This is a genomic window from Microbacterium sp. zg-B185 (assembly GCF_030246885.1).
GTDB lineage: Bacteria > Actinomycetota > Actinomycetes > Actinomycetales > Microbacteriaceae > Microbacterium.
In genome coordinates, this window is record NZ_CP126739.1 from 432,962 (window position 1) to 449,463 (window position 16,502).

Consider the following 16,502-nt stretch of genomic DNA (forward strand, 5'->3'; position numbering starts at 1 on the left):
GGCCGATTCAGGCGCGGCCCTTGAGGATCATGTGCCAGTACACCCAGGGCAGGATGTGGCGATCCAGTACCCACGTCAGCCGTCGCTCTCGCGCGAGTCCTTTCCAGAAGGGGATCGTCGGCTTCAGTTCGCCGCGATCGTCGAACTCGGCGAACACGACGGTGGATCGCGACACGGTGAAGGGGCACACCGAGTAGCCCTCGTACGCAGCGACGGCAGGCTTGCCTTTCAAGGCCGCCGCCAGGTTCTTGGCCAGCGTGAGGGTCTGCTTGCGCAGCGCGCCCCCCGACTTGGAGTTGGTGGTCGCCGCCGCGTCGCCCAACGACCACACGTTCTCGTACCGTTTGTGTCTCAGCGTCCGCGGGTCGACCTCCACGAACCCTCGGGTCTCGTCGGCGGAGGGAAGGGTGCTGCGCTTCAGCCAGTCCGGGGCGGACTGGGGAGGCTCCACCATCAGCACGTCGTAGGACAGCTTCTCGCGACCCGTTCCGTCCGGACGGCCGACGAGCGCGGTGCGCTCCTCGGCATCCACGTCGAGCAGCTGCGTGCGGGTGCGCAGTTCGATGCCGTATTCGGTGATCTTGCGGTCCAGCTCGGCGTCGATCTCGGGGATGCCGAAGACGCTCTCGTCGGGCACCAGCAGGATCACCCGGATGTTCCCCAGGACGCCGGTCCTGCGCCAGTAGTCGCAGGCCAGGTACATCGGCTTCTGTGCGGCGCCCGCGCAGGACGCCGGGCCGGGGGGCTGGCTGAAGACGACCGTGCCGCGGCGCAGGTCCCGCAGCAGCGGCGAGGCCTTTGCGGCCAGCTCGAACTCGTAGTTGGAGGCGCCGGACCTGGATGCCATCGCGGCGGCCAGACCGGGAATCGCATCCCAGTCCCGCTGGATGCCCGGGCACACGATGACGTGGTCATACCCGAGGCGGGTGCCGGAGGCGAGGAGCAGGCTGCTGGATTCCGCGTCGACGGCGGTCACAGCATCCCGGATCCAGCCGACTCCCTTCGGCATGACATCGGCCTGGTCGCGCAGCGCCATAGCGGCCGGTGCCGTTCCTCCGGCGATGTGGGAGAAGAGCGGCTGGTAGCGGTGGTGCGCTCGCGGTTCCACCACGACGACATCGTCCACCCCCATCCGCCGGAGCCGACCGGCCACCGACAGCCCGGCGTTGCCGCCGCCGATCACGACGACCTGATGGTGCCGAGGCGCGCTGTGCATGTGTCTTCCGTTCTTCGGTGCCCGCGGTCCGCTGAGCAGACGCTGCCGCACGGTCACCGCACGTGCTCACACCACCCTGCATCCCGGTCAGGGCGACGACGACGGCTTGACCGATCGGCCGTGGCGTGCTTGTCGCGCCACTCGTCCCGCGTCCGTTCCGATGTCTCGGAGACAGGTCACCGCGCCAGGGCCGCGCGCAGTCCCTGGGCATCGCGCACGGCGTTGCCCCCGCCGTCGTTGTTGAAGTATGCGTAGACAGTGTGACCGGCGGCCTCCCACTCCCGGATGCGGTCGGCCCACCATGCCACCTCGTCACCCGAGTAGGAGCCCGCGTACAGGTGCGCGGTGTCCGGACCGTGCAGGCGGACGTACACGAGCGGCGCGGTCGCGCGCAGGATGCAGGGCAGGCCGGCGCCGCTCATCACGCAGTACGCCGCGCCGCGGCGCTCGAGCAGTGCGAAGACGGCCTCGTCGTTCCAGGACGGATGCCGCAGCTCGACCGCCGGGCGCATCCATTCGGGCACGCGCGCCAGGAACCAGTCCAGGCGGTCATCGTCGCGCTCCAACGTCGGGGGCAGCTGCACGAGCAGCGGGCCACGGCGTCCGGCGAGCTCATGCAGCCCCGTGCTCATCCGTTCCAGCCACTGCTCGGGCTGGAACAGGCGGCGGGCGTGCGTCAGGCCGCGCGGCGCCTTCACGGTCAGCTCGAATCCCTGCGGCAGACGTCCGCGCCACGAGGCGAAGGTCTTCTGAGGCGGCCAACGGTAGAAGCTCGCGTTCAGCTCGACCGTGTCGAACGCGCGGATGTAGTGGGAGAGACGGTCGCGGGGCGGAAGGCGGGGCGGGTACAGCACACCCTCCCAGTGGTCATAGCTCCAGCCGGAGGTGCCCACCCTGGCCATGGGACCCCCTCAGCGTGCGCGAAGCGACTTCCTCATGAACACCTGAGCCGTGCCGTCGCCTTCGTCCACCCGCTCGGTCTGCACGTATCCGCAGCTCTCATAGAGGCGGATGTTCGCTTCGCTCAGACTCCCGGTGAACAGCTCGGCTTCGGCGGCCGAGGAATGCTCCTCGGCCGCCTGGAGGAGCCGTCGGCCGATGCCCGCCCCCTGCATGTCGGGAGCGATCGCGATGCGCCCGATCAGGAGCACCCCGTCCGCCTCACGCGTCCGGATCGCGCCGACCATGCGGCCGCCGACGCGAGCGACCCAGCCGTCGGCGTCCTGCAACTCCGCCGCGAGCTCCTCGAGGGTCTGCACCAGGGGCGGCATATCCGGATCGCCGTAGATGAGCGCCTCGGAGACGAACGCGGCGCGCTGGATCGTGAGCACTTCGCCGGCGTCAGCAGGACCGATCGGAGCCAGCACGACGTCCTCGGCCGTCTCTGCTCCGCGGGATTGCGGGGTCACTTCTGCTGGGCGTCACGGTCCCCGCCGGCGGCGACGGCATCGGCCGCGGCGCTGTCGACGAGGTCGTCATTGACGTCGGGATCGAGAGCCTTCTCGCCGTCCACCTCGGTCGTCGGGGCGGCCGGGTCGCCGTCGGGAAGGTGCAGTTCGGGCGTGACGTTGGACATGTCGAATCCTTCCGTTCAGGATGCCACTGTAAGCGCGCGTGGGACGGAGGTGGACGGGCTTGACCGCGCGCGGCTCGCCCGCTATCGGTCGGGGTGCGGCGCGCCCGCCCCGGCGACGCCCACGACGGCGGGGCTTGTCAAGCTCTGTCGGCGCCGGCGCCGGACACGTAGCCTGACGCGATGGCAGTGACTGAACTGTGGTTGGTGCGGCACGGTGAGAGCATCGCGAACGCCGCCGCGTCCCGAGCGGAGCGCGAAGGACTGGAGGTGGTCCCGATCGACATCCGAGACGCCGACGTTCCGCTCTCCCGCACCGGCGAGGATCAGGCCGAGGCGTTGCGCGCGTGGATCGGCGAACACCGCTCCGCGCTGGACGCGTTCTGGGTGTCCCCGTACGTCCGCGCGCGCGAGACCCTCGCCATCGCATTGGCGGGCAGTCCGGCCGGTGCCGTCATCGCGGTGGACGAGCGTCTCCGCGACCGTGAACTGGGCATCCTCGACCTGCTCACCACCCGCGGCGTGGCCATGCGGCATCCCGAAGAGGCCGAGCGGCGCCGACGCCTGGGCAAGTTCTATCACCGGCCGCCGGGCGGGGAATCGTGGGCGGACGTGGCGCTCCGGCTGCGCTCCTTTCTCGGCGACGCGCTCCTGAGCCCTGCCCAGAGCGCTCTGATCGTCGCGCACGACGCTGTCGTCATGCTCCTGCTGTATCTCCTGCTGCCGCTGGAGGAGAGAGATCTGCTCGAGTTCGCGGCGGCGCACACCGTCTTGAACGCCTCCGTCACCCACCTGGTCCGCGTGGAATCGGGATGGCAGCTGGTGGAGTTCTCGACGGTGGATCACCTGACCCGCGAAGGCGCAGCGGTCACCGAGCACCCCGGGAGCCCCGATGTCCAGCCCGAGTGAGCTCGTCACGGCGGAGCTTCTTCGCCAGTGGGGGCTGCCCGCCCCGGGGGATTCGAAGAAGACCCGCGGTCGGGTGATGGTCGTGGGCGGTTCCCGCCGCTCGCCGGGGGCGGTCGTGCTCGCCGGCGAGGCGGCACTGCGGGTCGGTGCTGGACGTCTGGGGCTCGTGGTCCCGGCATCCGTGGAGGGTCAGCTCGGCGTGGTCATTCCCGAAGCGGCAGTCCTCTCCCTCCCGCAGCATGCCTCCGATCCGATCGCGGAGCCGGCCCACGGTGAGCTGGAAGCGGCGGATGCGGTGCTGCTGGGTCCGGGGTTCGACAACGGCGACGAGACGAAGGCGACGCTGCTCGCCGTCGGCGACGTCGGTGTCCGGTGTCTGGTCCTGGATGCGTATGCCCTCGGAGTCTTGGCCGACGTTCCCCGCGAACGGCTGCCCCGCGATCTGATCCTCAACCCGAACCAGGAAGAGGCGGAGCTCCTGCTCGGGCGGGAGTTGGGAGAGGACCGCGAATCCGACCTCCGGGAGATCGCGCGTCGCTTCGACGCAGTCGTCAACTGCTACGGCGTCATCGCCGACCCCCACGGTGCCACCTGGCAGGTTCCGGCCGGAGGCCCGGGCCTCGGGACCTCCGGCAGCGGCGACGTGCTGGCGGGCGCGATCACCGGTTTCGCGGCGCGCGGCGTCGACCCGTCACGCGCCGCGGTGTGGGGCAGTTGGGTGCACGCCCGAGCCGGCGATGCGCTCACCGAGCGCCTCGGCATCGGGTTCCTCGCTCGCGACCTTCCCGCTGCGCTCACCGCGTCGCTGAACGAGGTCACCGCCTGAGGAGCCTGCCGGTCGCATGGTGAGCGCGTTGTCAAGCCCCATTCCGTCGCCGTGTCGCCCGGCGGAGAATGGACACGTTCGACACGAGGGGGTGAGCGATGAACAGCGAGAAGGTGCGGGTTGACATCGACGACGATCTCCGCGCCGACGTGTACGTCCTCGACGAAGATCTCCGCGACGATGCGGACGCGTTCGAGGACGCGCTGCTGGCCGAGATGAGGCAGAGGGGCGCGATCGAGGTCTGGTGAGCTCAGCCGATCCGGGTGTCCCCGGGCGGCGAAACGCGCAGCCAGCGATGCCCGAACGGCGCGAGCTCGATTTCGACCTGCCCGCGTGGCCCGACCTCCATCCGGGTCGGGCCACCCAGATCGATGAGGGCAGTGCCATCCTGCACTGTCCCCAGTCGGACGCGCAGACGGACCGGCACCTCGGTGAAATTGTGCAGCGCCACCATCCGACCGACGGGGGAGTTCACCGCGTGCGCGAGGACACCCTCGCCATCGTGGTCGAGGATCTCCAGATCCCCCCACCCGATCTCGGGGGAGACCCGGTAACGGCTGATCAGGTGGCGGATGAACTGCAGCAGTGATCCGTCGTCGTTGCGCTGCTGTTGCACGTTGATGTGTGCCGGGGCATAGCCGTCGCCCGGGATCGGTGCGACGAGGCGTCCTCGCGCCGCGTGGGAGAACCCTCCGTTCTTGCCGTCCGTCCATTGCATCGGGGTGCGCACCGATCCGCGTCCCGGGATCTCGATGTTCTCGCCCATACCGATCTCTTCGCCGTAGAAGAGCACCGGGGTCCCCGGCATCGAGAAGAGCAGACTGTAGACCATGCGTATCCGGCGTGGATCGCCGCCGAGCATCGGCGGCAGCCGGCGGGTGATCCCGCGCCCGTACACCCGCTGAGTCTCGTCCGGTGCGAAGGCGGCGAAGACCTCCTCGCGCTCGGCGTCGCTCAGCTTGTCCAGCGTCAGCTCGTCGTGGTTGCGCACGAAGTTCGCCCAGGCGGCACCCGAGGGCACCGGCGGGCGCGCGCTGAGTGCGGCGATCAGCGGCGCAGGATCGCATCGGGCGAGCGAGAGATATAGCGCCTGCATGGAGACGAAATCGAACTGCAGATCCAGTTCACCGCCTCGCTCGCCGCCGAAGAACTGCAGCTGCTCGTCGAAGGGGAGGTTTACCTCGCCGAGCAGGGCCGCATGGCCGGCGCGTCGCTGCAGGAATCGCTTCAGGTCCCGCAGCAGCTCGTGCGGATCGCCCAGGTCGACGCCGTGGGGCGGCGCGATCAAGAACGGGACGGCGTCGATGCGGAAGCCGCTGACGCCGAGCGCGAGCCAGAACCCGATCGTCTTGGCGATCTCGTCGCGGACTCGTGGATTGGCGATGTTGAGGTCGGGCTGATGCCTGTAGAAGACGTGCTGGAAGTACTGCCCGCTGCGTTCGTCCAGCTCCCACACGCTGGACTCCTCGCCGGGGAAGACCGTGGGCTGCTGGTGCGTGGGAGGCTCGTCGCGCCACACGTAGAAGTCGCGATACGGCGAGGATCTGCTGCGCCGCGCGGAGACGAACCACGGATGCTTGTCTGAGGTGTGATTCACGACCAGATCGACGATCACGCGCATGCCGCGGTCGTGCGCGGTGCGGATCACTTCGACGAAGTCGCCGTGGTTGCCCAGGCGCGGATCGATGCCGTAGAAGTCGCTGATGTCGTATCCGTCGTCCCGATCCGGCGACGGGTAGAACGGCATCAGCCAGAGGCAGGTGATTCCCAGATCCGCCAGATAGTCGATGCGCTGGGCGAGTCCCGCGAAATCGCCGATCCCATCGCCGTTGGCGTCCATGTACGTCTCGACGTCGAGGCAGTAGATGACGGCGGTCTTCCACCACAGGTCGCTGGTGTCGGTGATCCTCACATCGCCCTCCGCAGCGCGGGGAGCAGATCGCGTTCCGCTCGCTCCAGGAAGGCATCCTGATCCTTGCTGATGCCGTGGACGAAGACCCGGTCGAACCCCAGCGCGACCAGACTGGCGACCCGGTCTGCCAGTTCGATCGGGTCGGCGCAGATGAGGGCGCCGTTCCGCAGTTGGTCGTCGGTGGGCTCGCCGGCCAGTTTGTCGAAGTGCTCGGGCTGCTCGATGTCCCAGAGCGACTCGGTGATCGCCGAATGGCGCCACTGCTCCCGAGCAACACGCAGCGCCGCTTCCTCCGTGTCTTCCAGTGAGACATGCACCTGCAGCACGCGGGGACCGGTTCCGCCCGCGTCGGCATAGGCCCGCAGCACGTCGGTCAGCTTCTCGGGCGGCTGGGCCACGGTCGCCAGTCCGTCCGCCCACCGGGCCAGCCACCCGGCAGTCTCGGCGGTGACCGCCGCACCCAGCAGGGGCGGCGGTTCGGCGGGCAGACTCCAGACGCGAGCGCGGTCCACCGTGATTTCGCTGGTGTGCGAGACCTCACGCCCGGCCAGCAGCTCGCGGATCACCCCGACCGAGGCCTCCAGTCGCGCGTTGCGCCGTTCCTTCGACGGCCAGGGGTCGCCGGTGACGTGTTCATTGACGGCCTCGCCGCTGCCCAGCGCCGCCCAGAATCTGCCGGGGAACATCTCCTCGACGGTGGCGATGGCCTGCGCGCTGATAACCGGGTGGTAGCGCTGACCGGGCGCCGTGACGACGCCGAGGGAGAACGAGGTCGATGCGAGCGCTGCTCCCAGCCAGCTCCAGGCGTACCCGGATTCGCCTTGCGCGATCCCCCACGGGGCGAGATGATCCGAGCACATCGCCCCGTCGAAGCCCACCTGCTCGGCGCGGACGACCGCCGCAAGGAGTCTGCTGGGCGGGACCTGTTCGTGCGAGGCGTGATAGCCGACAAAGACCATCCCGACAGTCTGGGGCAGGCCCGGGTCATCGCCAAGGCCTTGCCGCCGGCTGCGAATACCTCTAAGAGGCGGAGGACCGGTCGTTGTGCCTGGGGGGCGGGAAATGCGGGATGGGGATGGGCTTGGTTCCGCCGTGCGGCCGGGATTGCCACATCTCCAGGCTCGTCAGCACATCGCCCGGTGTCGCGTAGACGATCGGGAGCGGTGTCACGGAAAACCAGGTGACGTGCACCTCGTCGTCGTCGTCGCTGACGCTGAGGCGGGCCGCCACGCCGGCGCTGGCCGTACCGGACCGGCGATCGTGGATCACCCAGTGCCGCGCATCCACGCGGGCGAGCACGAAGCGCTGCGGCGCGCCCGCGCCTCCCGCCTGACCGTGCCGTCCCTCGTTCATCGCCTCGGTCTCCGTTCCGCCTGCGGACGCTGCCGTTTAACCGCGACGTGCGGCAGCTCCGATTCCACTGTGCGCCGGAGGTCGCGGACCGGTGCCGGGGTTGACAAAAGCGCGCACCGGTGATGGCGTCGCGAGGGCTGGACCACGCGATGAACGCTGGAACTGCTCGATTCTCAGCGATCCAGGTCGACGTGAGCGCTCGAGTCGAGGGGGCCGGTGGAGGGGACGACGACCGAAGGGTGCAACAGGCTGATGCGGCGATCGAGTTCAGCGACCGCCGCGGCGTTCCCGCGATCGTTCGAGCTGTCCGCTGCCGGCACCGCATACAACTGGCTCGCCGGCCCCAACAGGAATTCGGCATCCACCAGATTGCCGCCCTCGGCGATGACGGGCACGGCGACCACGTCGGACGACTGGGTGTCTGCGAGCGCTCGTGCATAGCGGAGCACCGCATCACATACGTCGTTCGGCATGAGCACGGACCTGCCGGTGTAATGCAGCGTCATCATGAACCCATCATGGGCTACCGCGTCCCCGCACAGTCAGGGGTTGTGCATTCCGCGCGGGACCCATAGCCTCCGTGCCCACACACCCACGCTCAGGCGGTGTCCTGCCCCATCGCGGGCGCGGCGAGCGCCGTGGACTGCAGGTGCAGCGCCGCCAAGGTCTCGCGCACAGCGCCGATGGGCGCCTCGATCCGCTCGTACTGGTGCGAGAACCCGTTCTCGTCCACGACGACCACCGTGACCAGTGCGCATCCGCGTCGCGGCAGCAGGGATCCGCTCCGTGCCGCTCGTGCAGCCATGTCTGTCCCCCGAAGCGAAGGTCGGTCAGGACTTGCGTTGGGAGTGCACGACGAGCCCGAGCGCGAGGGAGACCGCGAGGATGCCGGCGGCGAAGATCAGACCCTGCCACGATTCGGCGTTGAAAGCCGCGCCGAACAGGTAGAACCCGCCGAGAAACAGCACCACGTACACCAGGAACAACATCGCGCCCTCTATCCTCTTCGCCTCCTTCGATCGTATCGACAGAACCGCCGCGCGGACACCAGCGCGGCGCGCCTCAGGTGAGAAGCTGACCGACCAGCGTGTCGGCGAGCCAGCGTTCGAAGCGATCCGGACTCCAGCCGGCATCCCCCACCAGCCCGCCGTATACGCCCGTGGCCGCCAAGGCGCGGTAGATGGCTCTCGCATCCGCCGGGGGGAGCGACAACGCGGGCTCCACCGAGTCGATGAACCTGTCCATGACGCGATTGCGTCCACGCAGTTTCGTGCGCAGCAGCTCGCGGGTCTCGGGGTCCTCGTCCACTGCCGAGTCCAGAATCAGCGCGACATCGAAATCGGTCGAGTAGAGCGCGGTGATCCAACCCGCCGCTCCGCGCAGGCGTGCGACCGGGTCCGGCTCGTCCAGCACGGCTGCGGCGCGCGGGACGGCGCGCGCCCGCTCCAGCCACCGCTCGCAGATCAGCGTCAGGATGTGCCGCTTCGCGCCGACCGCGGCGTACACGGTGCGGTTGGCCACACCCGCCGCACGGGCGATGGCCTCCATGCTCGTCGCGCCATACCCCTGCGATGCGAACAGGGTCTGGGCGGCATCCGCGATCCGCAGCTTCGTCGCCTCGGCCTGCTCCTGGCGGTACGTCGAGCGAGGGGTCTTGACGGGAGCGACCATGGCCAACATACTATCCACTGCAGTGGGTACAGTAGTACTGCACCCACTGCATGAATACTGCAGAAACGAGGAGCCATGAGTGATCAGAGAGCGATGCCCGCCGCGGTGCGGGTGCTGGAGCGGATGCTGCTGGAGGGATTCGCCACCGGCAACACCGCCATCGTGGACGAGCTGTGCGCACCGGACATGGTCGAGCATCAGTTCGGGATGAGCGGGCGGGGGCGGGAAGCGATCGACAAAGTGAAACGTGGGATCACCGAGGTGCATCGGGCGATGCCCGACATCCGCTTCACGGTGGGGGACTGGACGCAGGACGGCGACACCGTCTGGGTCCGTGCGGAGGCGACGGCGACTCAGACCGGACCCTTCATCGGGCCGCCGACCGGAGCGCCCGTCCACCTGACCGTGATCGATATCGCGCGGGTGGTGGACGGCAGGATCGTGGAGCACTGGGGCGTGCCCGACCGGTTCGCGATCCTCGCCCAGACCGGGCAGCTGCGCCGTCTCATCCCGACGCCGTGATCGGCTAGCGCGTCGCTCGGAGGGGCGGCAGGCGAGGGGATGCCGCGACGAGCGACGCGGGATCCGTCTCGTCCCATCGCTGCCACGTCTGCAGCCACCAGAACGTGACGAACGCGAGAAGCGCGACCACCTCCCCGACCAGGATCCACGGGAACATCACGCGTTCGGCATCCCTGGTCGCGATGGCGAACGCGGCCAGGGCGAGCAGATCCGCGATGAGGATGACGGCGAGTCCCAGATAGGCGATACGCAGCCACCTCGGTGGCGTGGCGCTGGTCGTCCGCCAGAACGCGTTGATCAGGGCATCCGCTGCGATCGACCCGAGGAAGAGTCCGGTCGCCACAATGTGCCCCCAGCCGAGGAGCACCCCGGGCGCCACCAGTCCGGTCACCAGTACGACGGCCAGGACCAGTCCCCCCAGGATCAGGGAGAACCGCACACCGCGGATCGCACCCCGGACGGCCAGCACCGTTGCGAGCACCAGGCCTGCCCCCAGGACGATCAGGTAGGTCGTCACGCCGTTGACGACGTCCGCTTCGAACGACGCAGGCACGCACCCGGTGCAGGCCACCGCGACTCCGGGGACGGTCCCGGGCCGGATCACCGACGGGATCAGGGCGACGAGGGGCGCGAACAGCGCGGCCGCGTCGAGGGCCGAGCGCTCGGGATTGCGGCCGGACAGGGCCAGAAGGGCCAGGGATGCCGCCAGCAGCGCGCCCACGAAGGCGCTGCGCGCCGGCGTGTAGAAGTAGTCGCTGAGCGAGGGCAGCCAGCCCACCGTGGGGACGGTGAGGATGATGGCGATGAGAAGGACGACGAGGGTCCCGCCGATGCCGAGCCGGAGGTAGCGGTGGGTCCGCTGCGTCGACGTCGATCCCCCCGTACCCGGTTGCACCCGACGACCTGTTCCGCTCACGCCCGCTCCCTCCGCTCGTGCCGGACTACCACGCTAGGCAGGTCGGCCGCCGCGCGCACTGGGTAGGCTGGGGCGAGACGGAGAGGCGGTCTCATGATCGCGCGGTTCGAAGAGCTCGACTGGCAGCCGACCCGGATGGGTGAGCTCACGCTGCGCCGCCGCGCCGAACCCACGACGGGCCAGGTCATCTACGAGGTCAAGCTCGGTGACGAATACCTGATGTCGAGCCTGTTCACCGTCGCCGAGGAGGAGCTCGCCCGGCTGGGCCTGGCCGCGGCCTCCGGAGCGGACCTCACGGTGCTGGTCGGTGGGCTCGGCCTCGGATACACGGCGGTCGCGGCCCTGCGCGATCCTCGCGTGCGATCGCTGACGGTGATCGATGCGCTGCCGGCCGTTATCGGCTGGCACGAACGGGAACTGCTGCCCGTCTCGGGCGAACTGGTCCGCGATCCGCGCACGAGGCTGGTCGCCGACGATTTCTTCGCCGTGATGCGACGGGAGCCCGTCGGGGATCGCCGCTACGACGTCATCCTGCTCGACGTCGACCACTCGCCTCGTCACCAGTTGGACCCCACTCACGCCGATCTGTACACCGTCGCCGGTCTGCAGGCGCTGAAGCGGCATCTCACCGTCGGTGGAGTGTTCGCACTGTGGTCGGACGACCCGCCGGACGCGGAATTCCTCGACGTCCTCACTGCAGTGTTCGACGGTCCGGTGGCGCACGTCGTCGAGTTCGACAACGCCCTCACCGGCGGTGTCTCCTCCAACACGGTCTATGTCGCTGCACACCGGAGCGCCCCGCCGGCGTAGCGGCCGGCAGTGTCCGGCGTACCTAGGCTGCGGGGATGGTCCCCGTGTCGATGACGAAGCGGTAGCGGACGTCGCCCCGCACGACCCGGTCGTACGCGGCGGTGACCTCGTCCGCCGAGATCGTCTCGATCATCGAGGCGATGCCGTGCTCGGCGCAGAAATCGAGCATCTCCTGGGTCTCGCGGATGCCGCCGATGTTCGAGCCCGCGATCGAGCGGCGCGCGCCGGTCAGCGAGAAGACACGGAACTGCTGCGGAGTCTCCGGAAGCCCGACGAACACCAGCGCCCCGTCCAGGCGCAGCGTCGCGAGGTAGCGGTCGACCGGGATCTCGGCTGACACGGTGTTGATGATCAGATCGAAGCGACCCCGCAGCGTCTTCAGCGTTTCGGGATCCTCAGTGGCGTAGTACTCGTCGGCGCCGAGTGCCCTGCCTTCGTCCTGCTTGGCCAGCGTGCGGGACAGGACCGTGACGTGCGCGCCCATCGCGTGAGCGATCTGCACCGCCATGTGCCCGAGCCCGCCCAGTCCGATCACGGCGACCCGGGTGCCGGGACCGGCACCCCAGTGCCGCAGCGGCGAGTACGTCGTGATCCCGGCGCACAGCAGCGGCGCTGCCCGGTCCAGCGGGATCGCGTCCGGGATGTGCAGCACATAGTTCTCATCGGCGACGATCTGGGTGCTGTACCCGCCGTAGGTGGGGGTGCCGTCGAACAGCCCGGAACCCGGGTAGTAGCGCCCGTTGTAGGTCGCCACATTCCCCCGGAGGCAGAACTGCTCTTCGCCGGCGCGGCAGTTCTCGCATTCCCGACACGAATCCACGAAGCATCCGATGCCCACGCGCTCGCCGACGGCGTGCGCGGTGACCTGGTCGCCGACCTCGCGCACGATCCCTGCGATCTCGTGTCCGGGAACCATGGGGAAGATCGCGCGCCCCCATTCCTCGCGCGCCTGGTGGATGTCGGAATGGCAGATGCCGGTGTAGGCGATGTCGATGAGCACATCGTGCGGTCCGACATCCCGGCGCTGCACTGTCCCGCGTTCGAAGGTCGAGCCGCTCGAGGGGACGAGGAGCGCTGGCGTGGTGATGGGCATTGCAGAATTTTCGCACGTGCTGGTAGTGCCGGCGTCGGTGACGGCGGCGGATCGCACAGCCGCGCGCGGTCCGGCCGGCGGCCTGGATTGTCAAGGCCCCCCTCCCCGGCGGCACGGGCCGATAGCTTCTTCCTTCAGGAGGTTCACACGAACATGGCCACTATTGAAAAGTCCACTGCCGTTTCCCCCAAGAGCAAGCGATCCGCTCGGGGCGGTGCGGGAGCGAAGACCACGCGACGGCAGAACGCCGAGAAGGGCTTCGTCGCATCCAAGGAGCTCGGCCAGAACATGCAGGCGGTGCTGGTGGACCTGCTGGAGCTGCAGATGCAGGGCAAGCAGGCGCACTGGAACGTCGTGGGCCGCAACTTCCGCGACACCCACCGGATCCTGGATGAGATCATCGAGGCCGCGCGGGAGTTCAGCGACACCGTGGCCGAGCGGATGCGGGCGCTGCACCTGGTTCCCGACGGTCGCAGCGACATCGTCGCGGCGACCACCACCCTGCCGGAGTATCCGCAGGGCGAGGTCGACACGTCCGAGACGGTCGACCTGATCACCGCCCGACTCGAGGGCACCGTCGCCACGATGCGCGACGTGCACGACGATGTCGACGACGAGGATCCGACCACCGCCGACATCCTGCATGCGATCATCGAGAGTCTCGAGCAGTTCGCCTGGATGGTCAGCGCCGAGAATCGCAAGCCCGCGGCCGCGCGCGCCTGACGCCCAACAGCGCAGAGGACTGCTGAGTCGCCTCGGCGGTCCTCTGCGGGGGCGTCGACGACGGCACATCGACGACGCCCCCGCAGCACCGACGACACACCCCATCGCACCAGAGGAGCGACTCATGGCCGGTAAGTACGACCTGGACGTCACCACGCTCGGCCAGCTGCTGGACGACCCGGAGGCACGGGCGATCATCGTCGACCTCGTGCCGCAGCTGCCGGATCATCCGATGCTCGGGATGGTGAAGGGGATGCCGGCCAACACGGTTCTGGCGATGGCCGCGAGCCGATTCCCGGCGGACAAGGCAGCACTGCTGAAGGAGCGGATCTCCGCTCTGTAGCGGCCGTCAGCCGGCGGGTGCCCGGGTGGAGGTGCGCACGATCAGATGGGTCGGCAGCGGAGTGTCTTCGGTCACGCTGTCCGGCTCCTCGACGGCGACCAGGACCTTCTGCATGATGAGCTCCCCGAGCGCCGCGAAATCCTGTCGCACGGTGGTCAGCGGGGGGTAAAGATATGCCGCTTCCGGAACGTCGTCGAACCCGACGACGCTGACGTCCTCTGGGACGCGCAGTCCGCGCTCGCGCAGCGCGGACATCAGCCCGATCGCCATGTGGTCGTTACCGGCGAACACCGCCATACCGGCTTCGATCTCCAGTTCGCGGCCGATCCGGTGACCGCTCGCAGCCGACCAGTCGCCGTGCACCGGCTCGACGATCTCCAGCCGGCGCGCCGCCAGCTCGTCGCGCCACCCGCGGACCCGTTCCAGGGCGTCCGGCGCCCGAGCGGCGCCGGCCACGTGCACGATGCGACGGTGGCCGAGTTCGGCGAGATGGCGCACGGCGGCCCGCGCGCCGCGGTACTGATCGATCGAGACGATCAGCGGGCTGCGGCGTGCCGTCGCGGCGGCGGCGACCACCGGGATGCCGAGGTCGAGGCCGCGTACCACCTCGAGCACTCCGACATCCACGACGATGAGCACGATCGCGTCCACGCGCTGGCGCAGCAAGCCCTCGATCACACCCCGCACGCCGGCCGGGTCGGGGTCCAGTGCGCTGACCGTCTCGACGTTATAGCGCTCCGCACGCGCCGCGAAGTTGAAATGCATCGCGATCGACGTGGGACCGTGGTCGGACACCCCCGGCGCCACCAGTCCGATCGTCCGGGTGCGGCGTGTGACGAGCGCCCGCGCGGCCGGGGAGGGGCTGTAGCGCAGCTGGGCGATCGCGTGCTCGACGCGTTCCCGGGTGGCCGGGCGAACGTTCGGCAGATCGTTCAGGACGCGCGACACCGTCTGATGCGAGACGCCCGCGAGCCGGGCCACGTCGAAGATGTTCGCCACGCGCGCCGGCTTCTCGTCGGTCACGCCGGCCCTCCGCGCGGCCGGGTGGTGGACGGCGGCGACTCGGCGGGCGCCGTGATCGAGGCCGGCACCTCGCTGTACTCATCGGGTTGTGCGACCAGCGCCATCAGCGAGTCGACCGTGAGGCTGTCTGACGCAAGCGTCTGGACGACGCGTCCGGCGCGCAGCACGGCGACCTTGCTGGCGACCCGGAGCACCTCTTCGAGCTCTGCCGAGATGAACACGACCGACAGGCCGTTGTCGGCCAGTTCGCCGACCAGGTTCTGGATCTCGACTTTTGCTCCGACGTCGATGCCGCGGGTGGGTTCGTCCAGGACGATGACGCGAGGCGACAGGGCGAGCAGGCGCGCCAGCAGCACCTTCTGCTGATTGCCCCCGGACAGGGTGCCAGCAGGGCGATCGGGATCCGGGGGGCGGATGTCCAAGGCCTCGATCCAGCTGATGGCCAGCTCGCGGCGCTGCTGCGCACGCAGGCGACGCACGATTCCGCGCTCGGCCTGCAGTGCCAGAGTGATGTTCTCCTGAACGCTCAGCTCGCTGATGATCCCCTCGATGCGGCGGTTCTCGGAGGAGTAGACCACACCGAGCGAGATCGCCCGGCGCGGACCGGTCAGCTCCGCCGGCTGCCCGCTGATGGTGATGATGCCGGCATCCAGCCGGTCGATCCCGGTCAGCGCGCGTGCCAGCTCGGTGCGGCCCGACCCGAGAAGTCCGGCCAGCCCCAGCACGTCGCCCTCGGCCAGTTCCACGTCCGCACCCGTGATCCCCGGGCTGCGGGTGATACCGCTGCCGTGCAGAACCGCCTCGGCATCCGGAGCAGCCTCGATCCGACCGCGTACGCCCAGTTCGGCGACGGCGCGTCCCAGCATCTTCTGCACCAGGTCGATCCGCAGCAGTTCCGAGGGCACGTACTCGCCGACGAGTCGGCCGCCGCGCAGAACGGTGATGCGGTCGCAGATCTCGTACACCTGCTCGAGGAAATGCGAGACGAACAGGATCCCGACGCCGCGCTGCGTCAGGTCGCGCATGACGCGGAAGAGCTCGGCGACTTCGTCGGCGTCCAGGCTGGAGGTGGGCTCGTCCAGGACGAGCACGCGCACATCGGCCGAGATCGCCCGCGCGATCGCGACCAGCTGTTGCACCGCGAGCGAATGAGTCGCCAGAATCGAGGCCGGGTCGATGTCCAGCCCCAGGTCGGCGAGCACATCGCGTGCGCGTGTGCGCATCGCCGCCCAATCCAGCGCTCCGAATCTGCGCGGCTCCCGACCCAGGCAGATGTTCTCCGCCACCGTCAGATTCGGGAGCAGATCGATCTCCTGGTAGACCGTGCTGATCCCGGCCCGTTGCGCATCGTGCGGCGTGCGGAACCGCACGCGCTCGCCCGCGACGGCGAGGCTGCCGCTGTCCAGGGGGATGGCGCCGGTTATCGCCTTGATGAGGGTGGATTTCCCCGCGCCGTTCTCACCCATGAGCGAGTGCACCTCGCCGGCGAACATGCGGAAGTCCACATCGTCGATCGCCGACTCCGCCCCGAACCGCACCGTGGCGCCGCGCAGCTGCAGCAACGGGCGAGACTCCTCCATCAGGCCATTATCGCGGGGGAGGAGTCCGCGAC

General features: G+C 69.2%; 22 protein-coding genes. 7 read left to right on the forward strand and 15 right to left on the reverse strand.

Annotated elements, in window-relative coordinates:
- Window positions 1–7 precede the first annotated feature (7 nt).
- From QNO12_RS02015 to QNO12_RS02030, 4 genes are all read right to left on the reverse strand, one after another.
- A complete protein-coding gene (locus tag QNO12_RS02015) occupies window positions 8–1,216 on the reverse strand; it encodes an NAD(P)/FAD-dependent oxidoreductase (protein WP_257503672.1) in 1,209 nt (402 codons plus the stop codon).
- A 176-nt stretch (window positions 1,217–1,392) separates the two neighbouring features.
- Complete coding sequence (locus QNO12_RS02020) at window positions 1,393–2,118, reverse strand: DUF72 domain-containing protein (RefSeq protein ID WP_257503671.1); 726 nt, start codon at window positions 2,116–2,118, stop codon at window positions 1,393–1,395.
- A 9-nt stretch (window positions 2,119–2,127) separates the two neighbouring features.
- Window positions 2,128–2,625, reverse strand: coding sequence for a GNAT family N-acetyltransferase (locus QNO12_RS02025; RefSeq protein ID WP_257503670.1), 498 nt, complete (start codon window positions 2,623–2,625; stop codon window positions 2,128–2,130).
- On the reverse strand, window positions 2,622–2,792 hold the full coding sequence (locus tag QNO12_RS02030) for a hypothetical protein (RefSeq protein ID WP_257503669.1): 171 nt from the start codon (window positions 2,790–2,792) through the stop codon (window positions 2,622–2,624). The genes QNO12_RS02025 and QNO12_RS02030 overlap by 4 nt, the downstream gene beginning before the upstream one ends.
- Window positions 2,793–2,972: 180 nt before the next feature.
- On the opposite strand from QNO12_RS02030, the gene QNO12_RS02035 reads away from it, so the two are divergent.
- From QNO12_RS02035 to QNO12_RS02045, 3 genes are all read left to right on the forward strand, one after another.
- Window positions 2,973–3,698, forward strand: a complete 726-nt coding sequence (locus QNO12_RS02035; protein WP_257503668.1) for a histidine phosphatase family protein — start codon at window positions 2,973–2,975, stop codon at window positions 3,696–3,698.
- Window positions 3,682–4,524, forward strand: coding sequence for an NAD(P)H-hydrate dehydratase (locus QNO12_RS02040; protein WP_257503667.1), 843 nt, complete (start codon window positions 3,682–3,684; stop codon window positions 4,522–4,524). Before QNO12_RS02035 ends, QNO12_RS02040 begins: the two co-directional genes overlap by 17 nt.
- Before the next feature lie 98 nt (window positions 4,525–4,622).
- Window positions 4,623–4,772, forward strand: coding sequence for a hypothetical protein (locus QNO12_RS02045; protein WP_257503666.1), 150 nt, complete (start codon window positions 4,623–4,625; stop codon window positions 4,770–4,772).
- Between the two features lie 2 nt (window positions 4,773–4,774).
- Here QNO12_RS02045 and QNO12_RS02050 read toward each other — a convergent pair whose 3' ends face one another.
- From QNO12_RS02050 to QNO12_RS02080, 7 genes are all read right to left on the reverse strand, one after another.
- Window positions 4,775–6,436, reverse strand: a complete 1,662-nt coding sequence (locus QNO12_RS02050; protein ID WP_257503665.1) for an alpha-amylase family protein — start codon at window positions 6,434–6,436, stop codon at window positions 4,775–4,777.
- A complete protein-coding gene (locus tag QNO12_RS02055) occupies window positions 6,433–7,395 on the reverse strand; it encodes a TIGR03885 family FMN-dependent LLM class oxidoreductase (RefSeq protein ID WP_257503664.1) in 963 nt (320 codons plus the stop codon). Before QNO12_RS02055 ends, QNO12_RS02050 begins: the two co-directional genes overlap by 4 nt.
- Window positions 7,396–7,456: 61 nt before the next feature.
- The gene (locus QNO12_RS02060; RefSeq protein ID WP_257503663.1) at window positions 7,457–7,789 is read right to left on the reverse strand and encodes a hypothetical protein; all 333 of its coding nucleotides are present in this window, start codon (window positions 7,787–7,789) and stop codon (window positions 7,457–7,459) included.
- A gap of 173 nt (window positions 7,790–7,962) precedes the next feature.
- Entirely contained in the window at window positions 7,963–8,298 is a 336-nt protein-coding gene (locus QNO12_RS02065) for a hypothetical protein (RefSeq protein ID WP_257503661.1), read from the reverse strand.
- An 89-nt stretch (window positions 8,299–8,387) separates the two neighbouring features.
- Entirely contained in the window at window positions 8,388–8,594 is a 207-nt protein-coding gene (locus QNO12_RS02070; RefSeq protein WP_257503660.1) for a hypothetical protein, read from the reverse strand.
- A gap of 25 nt (window positions 8,595–8,619) precedes the next feature.
- Entirely contained in the window at window positions 8,620–8,778 is a 159-nt protein-coding gene (locus QNO12_RS02075) for a hypothetical protein (RefSeq protein ID WP_257503659.1), read from the reverse strand.
- A gap of 73 nt (window positions 8,779–8,851) precedes the next feature.
- The gene (locus QNO12_RS02080; RefSeq protein ID WP_257503658.1) at window positions 8,852–9,460 is read right to left on the reverse strand and encodes a TetR/AcrR family transcriptional regulator; all 609 of its coding nucleotides are present in this window, start codon (window positions 9,458–9,460) and stop codon (window positions 8,852–8,854) included.
- A 75-nt stretch (window positions 9,461–9,535) separates the two neighbouring features.
- Here QNO12_RS02080 and QNO12_RS02085 point away from each other — a divergent pair, with 75 nt between their 5' ends.
- Window positions 9,536–9,982, forward strand: a complete 447-nt coding sequence (locus QNO12_RS02085) for an ester cyclase (RefSeq protein ID WP_257503657.1) — start codon at window positions 9,536–9,538, stop codon at window positions 9,980–9,982.
- A 4-nt stretch (window positions 9,983–9,986) separates the two neighbouring features.
- Here the strand turns inward: QNO12_RS02085 and QNO12_RS02090 are convergent, their stop codons facing one another.
- The gene (locus QNO12_RS02090) at window positions 9,987–10,898 is read right to left on the reverse strand and encodes a hypothetical protein (protein WP_257503656.1); all 912 of its coding nucleotides are present in this window, start codon (window positions 10,896–10,898) and stop codon (window positions 9,987–9,989) included.
- A 93-nt stretch (window positions 10,899–10,991) separates the two neighbouring features.
- Between QNO12_RS02090 and QNO12_RS02095 the strand changes: the two genes are divergently transcribed.
- The gene (locus QNO12_RS02095; RefSeq protein WP_257503655.1) at window positions 10,992–11,708 is read left to right on the forward strand and encodes a spermidine synthase family protein; all 717 of its coding nucleotides are present in this window, start codon (window positions 10,992–10,994) and stop codon (window positions 11,706–11,708) included.
- A 22-nt stretch (window positions 11,709–11,730) separates the two neighbouring features.
- On the opposite strand, the gene QNO12_RS02100 is transcribed toward QNO12_RS02095, so the two are convergent.
- Window positions 11,731–12,801, reverse strand: coding sequence for an NAD(P)-dependent alcohol dehydrogenase (locus QNO12_RS02100; protein WP_257503654.1), 1,071 nt, complete (start codon window positions 12,799–12,801; stop codon window positions 11,731–11,733).
- Window positions 12,802–12,954: 153 nt separating this feature from the next.
- On the opposite strand from QNO12_RS02100, the gene QNO12_RS02105 reads away from it, so the two are divergent.
- A complete protein-coding gene (locus QNO12_RS02105) occupies window positions 12,955–13,524 on the forward strand; it encodes a Dps family protein (RefSeq protein ID WP_257503653.1) in 570 nt (189 codons plus the stop codon).
- Between the two features lie 124 nt (window positions 13,525–13,648).
- Window positions 13,649–13,867, forward strand: a complete 219-nt coding sequence (locus QNO12_RS02110; protein ID WP_257503652.1) for a hypothetical protein — start codon at window positions 13,649–13,651, stop codon at window positions 13,865–13,867.
- 6 nt (window positions 13,868–13,873) lie between these two features.
- On the opposite strand, the gene QNO12_RS02115 is transcribed toward QNO12_RS02110, so the two are convergent.
- Window positions 13,874–14,890: a LacI family DNA-binding transcriptional regulator gene (locus QNO12_RS02115; protein ID WP_257503651.1), complete on the reverse strand. Its 1,017-nt coding sequence runs from the start codon at window positions 14,888–14,890 to the stop codon at window positions 13,874–13,876.
- A complete protein-coding gene (locus tag QNO12_RS02120) occupies window positions 14,887–16,470 on the reverse strand; it encodes a sugar ABC transporter ATP-binding protein (RefSeq protein WP_257503650.1) in 1,584 nt (527 codons plus the stop codon). Before QNO12_RS02120 ends, QNO12_RS02115 begins: the two co-directional genes overlap by 4 nt.
- Window positions 16,471–16,502: the final 32 nt, after the last annotated feature.